Genomic DNA, 14,341 nt, shown 5'->3' with positions numbered 1-14,341 from the left:
GTTTGTTATTTTTTTAGAAAATGCTCCCGGCACGGTACCCAAAAAAGATAAAGGCCGGGAGCAGGGCCGGAACAGTGCACCTTCCATTCGCTCCATATCATGCTTCACTGCCCCAGCCTGTTCAACCCTTGTGTTCCCAGTATGCTTCCAGTTCACCGTCAGAGAAATCCAGACCGCAGATTTCCTCGGAATGCTGTATGAGGAAATTCCTGATAGCAACCCGGTAGGCAGGCTCCCGAAACCCTGAATAGTTTTGCAGTATCCGGCCTGTTCTTTCCAGAATTTCCGCCTTTTCTGCATTTTTGCCTGCCCCCTCCAGGATGCTCCTAATATCCGACACCACTGTTTCAAGTTCTTCCATCGGATCTTTCGACCCTTCTTCAGACCAATCCACTTTCCCTTTCTTTTCGGCCTGATCCGGAAATCTGCCTGACAACAGGGTGCGAACATCATTTTTATAATAGATGGAAATCACCACCGCATAATAGCCAAGGGCAACTATGCCTGTACCCATGAGGTATTCCTTCCAACTGATTGCTTCAAGCATATGACAACTGTTTTACATTTGACTTAAGCAAATTTGGGAAGATGGGGCTTGGGGTTTTTACACTGCGGTGGTAGCTACCAAAAATAAAATCGAAAAAAATTCTGGTTTGAACTTGAAAATTAAAAATTGATCAACATTCTAAATCTAGGATTATTCCATATCCGCCTCATCCATTCGTTTTTCCAGACTGTCCTTCAGGTTGTCCAGGTAAACAGTCCGGTTTTTTTTACGGATGCGCATGCTCTGAAAGGTCCTGTAAAAATTCCCAGTTTCCACATTGAAGGTTTCTTCTAGTATCTGGATGATGGATTTCACATCGCTTTTGCCCTGATTGACCGAACCCCTGCTGTGAAGGGCATAGGCAAGTTCGATCAGGGCCGCCTTGGAATCCGTCCACAGCATATGGGATTTGGGGACTGAAGTTTCATTCTTTCCTGTTTCAAGCTCCCTGATACTTTTTTTGAGGAATGCAGAAATCCTTTCATTGGCCATGATCAGGGAAAGTGTAGTGCTGCAGTCCGACAGATATTCCTTTTCGGTTCCAAATAGCGGGGACCTAAACAACTGTGTTTCTTTTTTTGAAAACAGCTCTTCGTCCAGGTCGTTCCTTCCCAAACAATAATACCTGTACAGGAAATTGTTTCTTCTGAAAAAAAGCTCCTTTTCCTTCAGCAGTCCTGAAAAATACCTGATGGTCTGTTTCTTGGTTCCAAGGGGTCTGTTGGTTTCTATAAAGACGAGGTCTTCATAGTAAAACTGTTCCGAGCGGAACTGGGGCAATAATTCTTTATAAAACCTAACTTCTATTTCTTTATCAAAGAAATCCTGAGTGTCCATAAAAGTGTACAATTCTGAAAGTATCTCCCGGACTGCTTCAAGGGAGGCATGGGCAGACTGTATACCGTTAGCGGCAGTCAGACTGGAGATCCTTATGGATTCTTTCATTTTGTCATGAAGTGCTTTGATATATTCTTCCATAACACGTTCTTATTCCAAAGGTCTAATTGGTGGAAATCAGGATTTTGGATATCAAGACAATTTAAAATATTTAACCTTAACGATTAGGTGGAAGAATCTTGAACAATAGCGGAATACCAAAAAAAAGTACTCAGGTATGATGATAGCCCACTGAAGTATAGACTCATTTATTCAGTGATTTTCAAGTTTCTCCTTAACGTCAAAAATTGAATTATCCATATATATTTATGCTTTTTACATATTATTGGCCTAAATTTACCAAACAACCTTATTTTTAATCGTTTTTGGTAAATTATTCGTAATAACGTATTATTGAGGTAAACACTCGATACGACAATCACCCGGTTTTGTCGGAAGAGCTTTAATCTACACACTGTTTTCATTCATTGAACACCTAACTGGCTTTTTTAAAATCTTTTAAACCAAATTCCCATGGTCAATTCCATCGCTTCTCCGAATAACAAGTTCAGCCCCGGATTCTTTTCAATACTTTATGCTTCCATCATTTCAGCCCACCTGATCATAAGCATTGGAGAAGAAAGAAACCTACTGGAATTGATCCTGAGCAAAGATTATTTTTTTTCTCTTGCACTTATAGGTACGGCAGCCTTTGTTGTTGTTGTTTATGTTGCATGGATTGACAGTAATCTCAACCGTTTCTATGATTGGAGAGAAAAATTCCTTGAAAGGATATTTTACCAAATTGTTTTGGCATTGGTTCTACCCGCATTTCTGGTGTATGTCCTAACAGCTTTTGTACATTATCTCCTTGAAACAGGGATCAGGGAATCGGGGTTTTTGGTGATAAAATTTCCAGTTTCCTTTCTTCTTTTGTTTATTATAAACCTGGTACTGGTTATCGCCTATCTGGTAAACAAGCTGTTGGCTGACGATGGGCAGGAACACATCAAGCCATTTATTTGGGTACATAAATCCGGAAGGAATATACCTATCAGCCATGAGGAGATTGCTTACATCTTTCACAAAGGCCAGTATAATTACCTGCGCACTTTCTCAGGTCAGGATTTTATGATCAGCCATACTTTGGATGAGATGCAGCATAAACTTCCCGGAACTGAATTTTTCAGGGCAAACAGACAAGTCATCATCAACATCAGTGCATGCAGCCATTATGAAACAATAGAATTCGGAAAACTCAGACTGGAAATAAAGCCGGATTTTGACAGTGCTGTAATTGTTAGTCAGAAAAGGGCCAGGGATTTTAAGAAATGGGCAGGGAAGCCCTGATAAAAGTGGTTTTTTAATTTTATCAGTTGAAATGCTTTAAAGGAATTTGGATCATGTAGTTCAATTAGATTTTTGTATTTATAAAAGTTTTTCCACCTCAACTTGAAAAGTATTTTTAACCGAGGCTTTAGTTTATTTTATTGAAAGATTTATCTTGTCCAGCTAAAAAAAATGAAAATGTATCTAAGCGATTCAAACGAAAAACTCATCCGAAAATTCATTGAACAGAATTTCCAGGAATTGAATGTTGAAAATATACGAGTAAAGTTAATTGATTGGCAAAATAATTCTGATAGGATTTTTGAAGAGATTGGGAAACTTAAGGCTATTATTGAAAAAAAGCAGTTTTCAAAAATCAACTCTTCAAAATTCGGTAAATATCTGGCAAGTGAATTGGCTGAAACCGAATACAGGATATTCGAAAAAAAAATTGCCTCCTCAAAAGTCAGATCTGAGGAAAATATTGCAAGGGTAATTTTGGATTATTTGGGTGATGATTATATCCAAAAGAAAGATTTGGTCAAGAGGTATCTAAATGATAAATCTTACTACTACTCGTCAGAAAAGTCTATGCTGAAATTTCTGGAGGAAATAAGTAATAAAATCAAATTGGAAAGGCTGGAATCTAAATTGAAGGTAAAAAATCCTGCCTTGGGAAAAACTCAGATAGAAGATTTGGATAAAATGACCGGAGTAGAATTTGAGCGTTTTTTAAAAACATTTTTTGAAAGACGGGGATTTTTAGTCACTACCACCAAAATTTCAAATGACCAGGGATGTGATCTGATCCTGACAAAACTTGGGGAAAAAACCAGTGTGCAGGCAAAAAGATATATGGGGACAATTGGAAATGATGCAATCCAACAGGTTGTGGCTTCTGTCAAATATTACAAATGTGACCTTGCTTTAGTGATTACCACAAGTAAATATACCAAAGCCGCCCAGAAATTGGCTGAAGCCAATTATGTTGAACTGTGGGACAGAGAGATTTTGGCGAAGAAATTAAAGGAATAGTGTACGAAGAAAATCCTATTTGATGACAATAGGTTTAGGGTCATTCACATAATAGGTGAATCCTATTAGCTTGCCATTGATTTCTTTGACTATTCTTTTTACTGTTACTACATTGATAAACACAGAATCCTTATCAGTAGGCTTATTTAAATTATGGTGAAATAAATCCTCTCCATGAATTTCAAACTGATTGTCTATGGGCAGTATTCTATAATTTGTCATTCTGAAATTCCTTAGATTTTCTGAATCCAAATTACTTTTGGGAATTACAACCAACTGGAAAAAGACCGAATCAAGTTCTGATTCCTTTTGAATTCTGATGCTATTCAATTGGCTGCTATACAAATTTTCATCATATTCTGTAATTTTTGCAGGCTTTGGAAGCTGATCAAACTTGAGGATGAATTTTTTGGTTTTTGCGAGGTCTATGAATTCCCATTCAAAATTACTCGGGGTCTGGACTTCCCCGTTGATATCCCATGATCCGTTCAAAATGAAATCTGAGTAGTCACAATCCGGAAGTCTAGTGCCACACATTTCTTTTCCATTTACCTTGCTATTGGCACATGCATAATTAATGCTACTGCTAAATCTTTCTCCGGAAAGGAAAAATCTTTCTTCACCTGACAGACCTAGAATAGTTCCTTCAGTGTATCGTACTTCACCCTCTGTATGCATGTCCCAAGAGAAAGCAGGTTTTACTTCAATACTTGATTCCCTTACATAGATGACCTCTTCGGGCAGATCATCAGGTGAAATTTCAACAACAGGGTTTTCTTCAACCTTTAGAAAACAATCACAGGAAGAAAAACATCCAAATGCCAAAAGTGAAAACAATAACTTTTTCATTTAATTTTTTTTCACAAACCTAAACAATTAAAAATGAATTTTGCAATCTATTCAGAAAGGGTTGGGGCATCGAGGATCCTTTCAAAGTGCGTTGAAACTTCGTTTTAAAGGAAATTAAATTAGAGTGATAATGTATTGCAGCTGTTGCTACTTTTTTTTAAGACAAAACGGATAAAAAGGCAGCTAAAGTGGTGTCCGGATTGTATTGATTTTTTATAGGGGCCAAAAGACTACGGCATAATGCCCGCCCCTCGTTCCTCGGTCCGTGCACCCTTCGGGACTTATTCCGTTTCCTTTTGGCTGTTGCCGGACACCTGTCTCTTTGCTTTCTTTTTTCCCGTTTTTCTTTTAAAAAACAGTGTTTTTTATGGAGGACTACAGGAAAGGAGAAGCAGAACAAATGTTTAACCAAAATCACATTTATTATGGTAATCACTGGAAGACTGACGGCGGATGCAGAGACCGCCGAACTCAAGGACGGAAGGAAAGTAGTCAACTTCCGCATGGCAATCAATGACAGGTACCGGACCAAATCCGGGGAAACAATGGAGCTGACAAGCTTTGTAAGCTGCTCCTATTGGATCAGTGCTGGAGTAGCTAAAATTCTCAAAAAAGGCGCACTGGTGGAACTCTTCGGGAGGCTTGATGCGGATGCCTACATAGACAGGGAAGGAAACCCTGTGGGAAGGCTCAATTTTCATGTCAACAACATCAAATTGCTCGCAGGGTCGAGAAAACAGGATCCCCTTGGTGACAGGCCGCTGGAAAGGATTTCTGAGGATTCCACAGGAATTTCATTGGAGGAAGCCAAAGACGACCTCCCATTCTGATCAATCAATTATCCATCACATTTAAATTTCAAAAATCATGGCACATAACATTCATAAAGACCATATCACAGGCAAACACAGTTTCTTTTCGGTAAAGGAAAAAGCATGGCACGGACTCGGACAGGTAGTTTCGGACTACCCCACCAGCAAAGAGGCCATTCAGTTTGCAGGACTTGATTTTGAGGTGGCAAAAACACCTTTGTTCACAGGACCAGTCCCACAGGAATCAGAGGGCATCCCACAGGAAAAAGATATCCTAATCCATACCCACTTTGCAACCATGCGCATGGACAGCCATGCAGTATTGGGCGTAGTTGGAAAGGATTATCAGGTGGTACAGAATACCGATGCATTTGCATTCTTTGACAGTATTGTGGGCGGTGAGGGCATACTCTATGAAACAGCGGGAGCGCTCGGCAATGGGGAAAGGATTTTCATCACTGCCAAACTTCCCGATTACATCCGTGTGGGCACTGATGATATCATTGAAAAATACCTTTTCCTGACCACCAGCCACGATGGTAGCGGGAGCATCACCGCAGCATTTACCCCCATCAGGATAGTCTGCAACAATACCCTGAACGCTGCGCTGAAAAACAAAAGCAACGCCATAAGGATCCGCCACACCTCAGGCGCAAAGGAAAGGCTTGAAACGGCCCATAGGGTCATGGGCATGAGCAATATTTTCTCTGACCAGTTGGAAGGGATTTTCAACAGGTGGGCAAAAGTCAGGATCAGCGATCCTGAAGTAAAAAAACTCATTCAGCTTGCCATGTGTCCCAACAGGGAAACCCTTGGGAACCTAAAGGCAGGAAATGATGATGAACTCTCGACCCTGTTCAAAAATACCTGTAATGAGGTTTATGAATATGCCTTTTCCAATCCCAGCCAACAGGCAGAAACCACCAAAGGAACGGTTTTCGGGGCATACAATGCGGTTACGGGTTATTACCAGAATATCAGGAAGTACAGGGACGGAGAGTCCAAACTTAAATCCCTTTTACTTGGAGGCACGGGACAGGTAAGATCACAGAAAGCCTTTGATCTCTGTGAAGCCTTTGCAAAATCAGGTTCAGATGCTTTGGTCCTGAATTGAAGGAATGATCGGAAAATGCAAATTTAGAAAAGGGAGGGCCTCCCCCTCCCCTTTTTTAAATCGTTTTTTTTAATTTAAAACTTTGAGGGTTTTGAAGAAATTATTAAATTAATAAGAAATTAGTTTTAAACAGGCTGCGCGCGCAGCCACTGATAGGCCGGTTTATGGAAGATTTTAAATTGTTTGGATGGTTGATGGTGGTAATAGGATTGGCCATCAGGTATGTGATTTCCAGAAGAAGGTTTTACAGACGGGGCTTAGGCGGACTGCAGCATTTCAGGTCCTATGAAAGAGGGGTGTTCATCACTTTTATAGAATGGATTTTCAGCCTGTTGGCATTTCTGATACTATTGGGAGGTATTGTGACACTTGGTCTATATTATGGTAACAAATATTTTGAAAAAAAGGAAAGGCAAAGAAAAGCCTCTCAATCAGAATTGGTTTACAATGGATTGAAGGAGGACATCCTGCCACTTCCTCATTCTTCGGAACAGGCAGCATGGACAGGCCTACGGTTCAGCCACTTGCCGTAAAATCCCTTTTCGGTCAAAGGTATTTTCGGCAAGAGGCTTTGAGGAAACCGGAATTTTGGGATATCTTGGAAGGTGATGAAACCTGTGCATACCCCCATTGAGAACTTTGAAAGTTATCTTGGATCCGAAAAAGGAAAAAATGCCCTTTCAACTTTAAGGACTTTTATTCCCCCAATGGAAGAAGAATTCCAAAGGGTGAAAAAAGCCGTTCCTGTTACCCTGACAGAGGAAGCAAGAAAGCGCTATATGGATTTTGATATTGTAGGGCAGGAACTTAAGAAACACTTGATGTATTCTGGTCTGATGATAGATTTTGCCTGGGAGGAATGGACCGAAGGATTGGAAATCGTGCAGGGCATTAGGAAAATGCCGGATATCAGCCCTTTCAAAATCCTCAAATTGTTGAGCGTGATCATGTATATGGAAAAAGCCAACAACGGATTTCTGGATGATTCCATTAAAAATGGTATGGTGCTGAAAATGCTGACGGGATTGTAGAAGCCTCCTGCCACTTCCTCATACTTCGGAACAGGCATTATGGTCAAGGTGATTGTGCAGCCACTTGCCGGAAAATCGGGTTAGTAATGGAGGAATTGGAAGGGATTTTCGGCAAGAGGCTTTGAGGAAAACAAATATGATTTTTACCCCTGATACTTTTTAAAATTCTCAGGCTGCTCGAAAATTTCTTTGTAAACCTCATCCCGGTTAATGGCTGGATAATCGTTTCCCTGACTTTGGCATTCATTTGTGTGGCATCCTCCTTTGGTAAGCTTATACTTGAGTTCAAACGATTGAGAGGAAACAAAAGTGCGCGATTAAATGGCAGCGTTAAAAGTACCCCAGTTTGTGGTTTTCTTACACATCCTTGTGCTTCTCGCAGTCATTATACTAAGCAAGTCAACTACAGCCGCTATAATGCCCAAAGCTAAATGAGAACAAAAAAAAACAAAGCTCAGGCCATCTATCAATTACAAACCTGACAACGTAAGAGAAAGCTGTGTGGTAGAAAAACTTTCACCTACTTTGTAGCAAAAGATAAAGTGAATGTTAGAGCTATTAAACCTATGGTTAGTGGTAATCCCAATTTTTTATTTGTGGAGATTAACAAATTGAAGAATCTGAATGCTGTTCTATTGTAGCACTGAGTTCAGCGTATGTACCGCTGAGATTTTGTAGGTAATCCAGAGGATAAGAACTTAGGTATCCGAAGGTACAACATTCGGGTAATCGTTTTTTTAAAAACTGTTCTTTTGGACCATTGGGAGTGAAGCGTTTAAAAAACTGGTGTTGAAAAGTTGGCATGAAGTCCCAGTACCCAGGTAATAGAAACGTCAAGCTTAAAATAACTCTCAGGGTGACATTCATTCCGTAAATCTAGTTTTTGATTCAAATTCAATTAGTATCTATGAGATGATTTTTTAAAAAATTACTTGGGGATTTCCCCGTAATTTTTTTAAACTGTCTATTGAAGTTGGAAATATTGTTAAATCCAGATTCGTAACAAATTGTAGTAATATTGTATTGGTGTTCTGTTAATAGTTTACATGCATATCCAATTCTTATTTCATTTAAGTATTCATTAAAACTTTTCCTATTAACTCGTTTAAAAAATCGACTAAAAGAAGATGCATTCATTTTTGCAATAGTAGCAACATCATCTAATGTTATTTGATTTGTGAAGTTTTTGAATATATATGCATAAGTATTGTCCAAAGTTTCATTGCCGGTTTTTTTAAAGGTATTCAAAAATCCGGTGCTAGATAAAAATTTAATTTCTTTGTGTTGTGATAAATCACTTAAAATTTGTAAAAATTCCAATAGCCTTTTGAAACCACCAAGCTGAGAAAGTTTTTGCATTCTACTTTTAATTTCGGGATTGACTTTTTTAAATTTTAATCCAAATTTAGCGTTCTCAATTAATAGATTGATATCCTTAAATTCTGGAGCTTTGAAAATTTCAGAACCTAAAAAATCTTTTTTGAAATGAAATGCTATAGCTTCAGCAAACAAATCGGAATTTTCTTCGAAATATTTTTTTTCATTCAACCACATATGCGGAAGATTTTCTCCAATTAAAACAACTTCTCCCTCTTTAAATTTTTCAATACTATCTCCAATAAATCTTGTCCCCGTACTCTTTAATATAAAGACTAATTCTAATTCAGGATGATAGTGCCAGATTTTTAAAAAATTGGGATAAACATTATGCTTAATAGTAAAGGAATTTGCCTCTAAATTACTCCTGTCTATAAAATGAAGTTTCATGTAAATTACTTGTTTAATTCCCTCTACTATTTCAAAATAAATTCAAAATCCACATTATTCCTAATTTTTTTCATAATAGGGCAAAATTTGTATCACATTTTGTAAGCTAATTGGTGGCTCTTTGATTTCGATCCCACTAGATTTGATCATAATTTATTCATTGAAATCACTCTTGATTATAGTCATTTTAAAATAAATCCTAAATAAACCCCAAATGAATCCAACCAAGTTAAAAATCATTAATAAAAGAAATTGGCTGATCCTCTCAATAGGATTATTGGTCTTACAAATTTCTTTTTTAAGCCACGTCATGGCTTTGGAAAATCCACCTTCTTACCTTCCGGATCAGGTGCCAGATCAAGATAGGATAATTACTGGCCAAATTGTAAATGAAATCAATGAGCCTCTCTTTGGAGTAACAATTTTAGTTGAAGGAACTACAATTGGAACCACAACTGACTTTGATGGAAAATTTAGGCTTTCTATTCCTCAAGGTGAAACTGTTTTGGTTATTTCGTATTTGGGATATAAATCCCAAAAAATAGCAGTTGGACTTCAAAGCAGTTTTAACATTCAATTGGAGTCTGAAGATTCGGAATTGGATGAATTTGTTGTAGTGGGATATGGAACTCAAAAAAGAAGAGATATAACTGGTTCAATTGCTTCAGTCAGATCTGAAGAAATCGACCTCCGCCCCATCACTAGTATTCAGGAAGGATTACAAGGGCTTGTTCCAGGCCTTAACATTGCTCAAAGATCATCTTCTCCCGGAGAACTAGCTACAGTATCAATAAGAGGTTTGGGTTCGATAACGGCTGGAACAGAACCATTATGGGTGGTTGATGGCTTTCCCACAGATCAAAGGAATGCTCAATCCATCAACCCTACAGATATCGCCTCTGTGGAAATTTTAAAGGATGCTTCTTCTACTGCCATTTATGGGTCGAGAGGAGCCAATGGGGTCATTATCATTACAACAAAATCCGGAAAATCAGGCGCTTCAACTTTGGATCTTACAGTAACCTCAGGTGTTGCAACTGTACCAAACTACTCACGATTCAAGGTTTTAAATGCTGAGGAATATGTGCAATTCCATAAGGAGAAAAATAATGGGGTAGTTCCGGATTTCATTGCAAATAATTGGGATGGAGTAACAGACACTGATTGGCAGGATTTAATTTTTCAGTCTGCATCCTTCCAAAATTATGTTTTATCAGCATCGGGAGGTTCAGATAAGGTAAATTATCTATTTTCTGGTAACTATATTAATCAACAAGGAGTCGTAATTGGCGAAGGACAAAAAAAATATTCTGCTAGGGCGAAAATCAATTATATGCCTTCAAACAAGTTGACAATAGGAATTAATCTTGCGCCAAATATTACGACAATTGGAAGAAACAGTCCTGCAACGGATGCAGTAGATTGGTCTTCACTATATGCTCAATCTATCCTTTTAGCTCCAATTCTGCCTGTTAGAAGAGAAAACGGAACATATTCTATGAACTCGGATTTACCAGGTTCGCTTCCAGTAGGTAATCCACTCGAAACAGCACAAAACTACGACTTTAATGCAACTCTTTTTAGATTTTTGGGTGGATTAGATATTAATTATGAGATAGCTGAAGGTTTAAATATTAATTCAAATATATCAACAAATATAGGAAGTGATAGAAGCGAAACTTACTATCTACCAACTATTGGTCAAACGGTACCTATTCAACTCTCCCCTGTATCTTTATTCAATACAGGTCAATCTTTGTCTATAGATTGGTTAAATGAAAACACCATTAGTTATAGAAAACAAATAAATGAACATTCATTTGACCTTCTTGGAGGATTTACGCTTCAAAAGTTTCAATTTAACTCTGTAGGTGCAAGTGTGAACGAATTGCAAGTACCTGGGGTCCGCAATGTTAATATTGGGAATGCGGATAACCTTGTTGGTACAAACAGTACCGAGGAAAGTTCGATAGTTTCTTATCTGGGAAGGATAAACTATAGTTTCAAAGATAAGTATTTAATTACCGGAACTGTTAGAACAGATGGAAGCTCTGTTTTTGGTCAAAATAACAGATATCAAACTTTCGGTTCTTTTGCTCTTGGATGGAGATTTACAGAAGAGGCTTTTATGAAAAACCTCGAATTGATTGATGATGGTAAATTCCGAGTTTCTTATGGATCGACTGGAAGCAACGCAATTCCTCCCTACGCCTCTAGGGCAACACTAGGTACCACTAGACAATCGTTTGGTAATACCAATACCTTCGGGACATTTTTAGGAAACCCAGGTAATCCTAATTTAACATGGGAGACCTCAGAACAATTAAATATTGGGTTGGATTTGAATTTATTTAAAAATAAAGTTTTCTTGGTTATTGACTATTTTAACAATGAAACTACTAGTCTTTTACTTACAAAAGGAATTGTGCCTTCTTCGGGCTACTCTCAATTTCTGACCAACATTGGAAGTATGAGAAATAAGGGTTTTGAATTTGCAGTAAATGCTCAGATCATAAACAAAGGTGACTGGGAATGGAATCTTGGAGGTAATCTAACAACTAATAATCAGGAAATTTTGGAATTAGGTGGAGAAACGGAAATTCAGAATTTCTTTGGCGCTCTAAGAAGAGTTGTAGGTGGTCCCTTACAACAAATGCGGGGACCCAAGGTGATAGGAATAGCTAGAGATGGAGATGATCAAACAGGTCAACCGTTGCAAACTCCAGGAGCACTCATTTATGAAGATGTAAATGGTGATGGAACAATAAGTAATTTTCTGGGTCCTGATGGCCAATTGATAGGCGACACCAATATTGATTTAATTTATGGCATTAATTCAAGCTTGAAATATAAAAATTGGGAATTCTCTGCCCTATTCAATGGTCAATCCGGTGCTTCTGTTTATGATTTTTTCCTGATTCAAGTAGGCGCAGCATTTAGACAAACTAACCTTTCACATGCGTTTTGGTATGAAGGTCGGTATATATCAGAACAACAGCCGGGAGACGGAAAAACCCCAGCAGCAAACGGTTTCGATTCTTCGCTTGGAACAGTATCAAGTCTAGGTGTACAGAGAACAGACTTTTTTAGAATAAGAAACGTAACTCTTAATTACAATCTTCCTGTTGAATTTTATAAAAGATTGGGTTTATCAAGGGCCAGAATTTTCACATCCATTGAAAACCTATATACATTCACTAATTTCATAGGAGGTAATCCTGAGGCTAGAAGAGCCTCTGCAGGAGGTCCAGCTTTAATTGGAGGGTCACAAATTGCTTCAGTAACTGATGGAAGAGAATTAGGCTTAAACAGCCCTCCAGGCCTGCCTTTACCTCGAACTTGGACCCTTGGTATTAATGTAACCTTTTAAAAAAAGAAAAAATGATGGATAATAATATAATAAGAGCTTCTTGGAAATTTGAAATTTTCAGAGCTCATAGCTTACGGAATGTATTGATATTACTTATGTCTGTAATTTTAGTTTCTTGCGACGATTTTATTGACGTTCCCCCAAAGGATGCAATTGATGCGGAATCTTTCTTTTCTAATTCAACTGAGTTGGTTTTTGCAGTAAATGGTGTTTATACCCAGCAAAGGGGAATTTTTGGCAACTTCAATTATTTTAATTTAATAGAAGCTAGGACTGACAATGCCGGTCAAGATCAGTTAGATCAAAGGGAAAGGGTTGAAACAGATACGTTTGAAGAAACACCTGGGAATCTTTTGTTGGTAAATGTTTGGACACAAAATTACGTTTTAATCAATAATGCAAATAATGTTATTCAAAGGGCACCGGAGGTTCCATTTGAGACTTCTGCTCAGGAAGAATTAATCAATAGATCAATAGGTGAAGCGAAGTTTTTAAGAGCAATGTCCTATTTTATCTTGGTGAATATGTTTGGTGAAGTTCCATTGAGAACTCAAGCAACAAATGATTTTGATAACGCTACTTTACCAAGAAGTCCTGTGAATGAAGTTTATTCATTAATCCTTTCTGACTTAAATGATGCAGTCAATTCACTCCCAGAAAATTATTCTGGTGGCCAATTGAATGAAATTGGAAGAGCTACGAGCCTGGCAGCATATACTCTTTTAGGTAAGGTGCATTTGCAAATGGGAAATAAAAGTGAAGCCTCTGCAGCGTTAAACAATGTCATAAATAGGTTTGATTTAATGCCAAATTATGAGGATTTACATGCTCCAGGTAACAATAATTTACCGGAATCGATCTTTGAGGTAAATTTTAATCCCGATAACCAAATTGGTTTAACAATGAATAATTTGTTTATTCCCGCAAGTGAGGCAGCAAGATTAGGTATAGTGGCAGGAGGGTTTGCAGGAAGATTACCAACCTTTCCAACAAAAGATGTCCAAACAATATTTGAGGAGGGAGATCTAAGAGCTTCCGCATCTTTTACGACATATGATAATAATGGTAATTTGGATCAGTATATCAGTAAATTTTTGGACCTAGATGCTGCCGGTAATGGTAGTAATATTAATTTAATTATTCTAAGGTATGCTGATTTGTTGTTAATGAAAGCAGAGGCAGATGGAGAGAGTGCAGCTTCTTATGAATTGATTAACCAGGTTAGAAGGAGAGCATTTGGAAAAAATCCAAGCCTACCTGATGCAAGTGTTGATATTGATCAAACGGACACAGGCACTTTTCTAGAGAAAGTGATGCTAGAAAGAAGAAGAGAACTAGTATTTGAAGGTCATCGATTATTTGACTTGAAAAGATTGCCAAGCTCTGAAGCACTTAATATTCTTAATGATCATTTGGCTTCTGAATATGTTGGAGTCCCGACAGTTCGGGATTTTCAATTGATTTATCCTATTCCGCAAACAGAAATTGATGTCTCAAATGGAGTGGTTACACAAAACCCGGGTTATAATTGATTCCAAATTAGTAAGTGGAAAACAAAAGTTTCAAGCTTAGTTTTAGGTCAATAACCAGAAATTAAAAGAATTTAAGGAA

Annotated in this window: 12 protein-coding genes; 8 read left to right on the top strand and 4 right to left on the bottom strand. The window is 37.9% G+C overall.

Annotated features, from left to right (window positions below):
* Window positions 1-121 precede the first annotated feature (121 nt).
* Together B9A52_RS17375 and B9A52_RS17370 are read right to left on the bottom strand one after the other, a co-directional pair.
* Complete coding sequence (locus tag B9A52_RS17375) at window positions 122-547, bottom strand: hypothetical protein (RefSeq protein WP_084121675.1); 426 nt, start codon at window positions 545-547, stop codon at window positions 122-124.
* Window positions 548-697: 150 nt separating this feature from the next.
* Window positions 698-1,525, bottom strand: coding sequence for an RteC domain-containing protein (locus tag B9A52_RS17370; protein ID WP_084121674.1), 828 nt, complete (start codon window positions 1,523-1,525; stop codon window positions 698-700).
* 432 nt (window positions 1,526-1,957) lie between these two features.
* On the opposite strand from B9A52_RS17370, the gene B9A52_RS17365 reads away from it, so the two are divergent.
* Both B9A52_RS17365 and B9A52_RS17360 read left to right on the top strand, forming a co-directional pair.
* The gene (locus tag B9A52_RS17365; RefSeq protein ID WP_084121673.1) at window positions 1,958-2,773 is read left to right on the top strand and encodes a LytR/AlgR family response regulator transcription factor; all 816 of its coding nucleotides are present in this window, start codon (window positions 1,958-1,960) and stop codon (window positions 2,771-2,773) included.
* A 171-nt stretch (window positions 2,774-2,944) separates the two neighbouring features.
* The gene (locus B9A52_RS17360; protein ID WP_084121672.1) at window positions 2,945-3,787 is read left to right on the top strand and encodes a restriction endonuclease; all 843 of its coding nucleotides are present in this window, start codon (window positions 2,945-2,947) and stop codon (window positions 3,785-3,787) included.
* Between the two features lie 15 nt (window positions 3,788-3,802).
* On the opposite strand, the gene B9A52_RS17355 is transcribed toward B9A52_RS17360, so the two are convergent.
* Complete coding sequence (locus tag B9A52_RS17355; protein WP_084121671.1) at window positions 3,803-4,636, bottom strand: hypothetical protein; 834 nt, start codon at window positions 4,634-4,636, stop codon at window positions 3,803-3,805.
* Window positions 4,637-5,061: 425 nt separating this feature from the next.
* On the opposite strand from B9A52_RS17355, the gene B9A52_RS17350 reads away from it, so the two are divergent.
* From B9A52_RS17350 to B9A52_RS17335, 4 genes are all read left to right on the top strand, one after another.
* Window positions 5,062-5,466 (top strand): single-stranded DNA-binding protein, encoded by a 405-nt coding sequence (locus B9A52_RS17350; RefSeq protein WP_084121670.1) that lies wholly within the window; start codon window positions 5,062-5,064, stop codon window positions 5,464-5,466.
* 37 nt (window positions 5,467-5,503) lie between these two features.
* Window positions 5,504-6,562 (top strand): DUF932 domain-containing protein, encoded by a 1,059-nt coding sequence (locus tag B9A52_RS17345; RefSeq protein ID WP_084121669.1) that lies wholly within the window; start codon window positions 5,504-5,506, stop codon window positions 6,560-6,562.
* 164 nt (window positions 6,563-6,726) lie between these two features.
* Window positions 6,727-7,095, top strand: a complete 369-nt coding sequence (locus B9A52_RS17340) for a hypothetical protein (protein WP_084121668.1) — start codon at window positions 6,727-6,729, stop codon at window positions 7,093-7,095.
* A gap of 84 nt (window positions 7,096-7,179) precedes the next feature.
* Window positions 7,180-7,593, top strand: coding sequence for a DUF6508 domain-containing protein (locus tag B9A52_RS17335; RefSeq protein ID WP_157370204.1), 414 nt, complete (start codon window positions 7,180-7,182; stop codon window positions 7,591-7,593).
* Window positions 7,594-8,487: 894 nt separating this feature from the next.
* Here the strand turns inward: B9A52_RS17335 and B9A52_RS17325 are convergent.
* Window positions 8,488-9,360, bottom strand: coding sequence for an AraC family transcriptional regulator (locus tag B9A52_RS17325; protein ID WP_084121665.1), 873 nt, complete (start codon window positions 9,358-9,360; stop codon window positions 8,488-8,490).
* Window positions 9,361-9,574: 214 nt separating this feature from the next.
* Here B9A52_RS17325 and B9A52_RS17320 point away from each other — a divergent pair, with 214 nt between their 5' ends.
* The gene (locus tag B9A52_RS17320; protein WP_084121664.1) at window positions 9,575-12,730 is read left to right on the top strand and encodes a SusC/RagA family TonB-linked outer membrane protein; all 3,156 of its coding nucleotides are present in this window, start codon (window positions 9,575-9,577) and stop codon (window positions 12,728-12,730) included.
* An 11-nt stretch (window positions 12,731-12,741) separates the two neighbouring features.
* Window positions 12,742-14,262, top strand: coding sequence for a RagB/SusD family nutrient uptake outer membrane protein (locus B9A52_RS17315; RefSeq protein WP_084121663.1), 1,521 nt, complete (start codon window positions 12,742-12,744; stop codon window positions 14,260-14,262).
* The last annotated feature ends 79 nt before the right edge of the window (window positions 14,263-14,341 follow it).

It is taken from the genome of Aquiflexum balticum DSM 16537 (assembly GCF_900176595.1).
Classification (GTDB): Bacteria; Bacteroidota; Bacteroidia; order Cytophagales; family Cyclobacteriaceae; genus Aquiflexum; species Aquiflexum balticum.
This window is presented reverse-complemented; position numbering and strand designations above follow the sequence as displayed.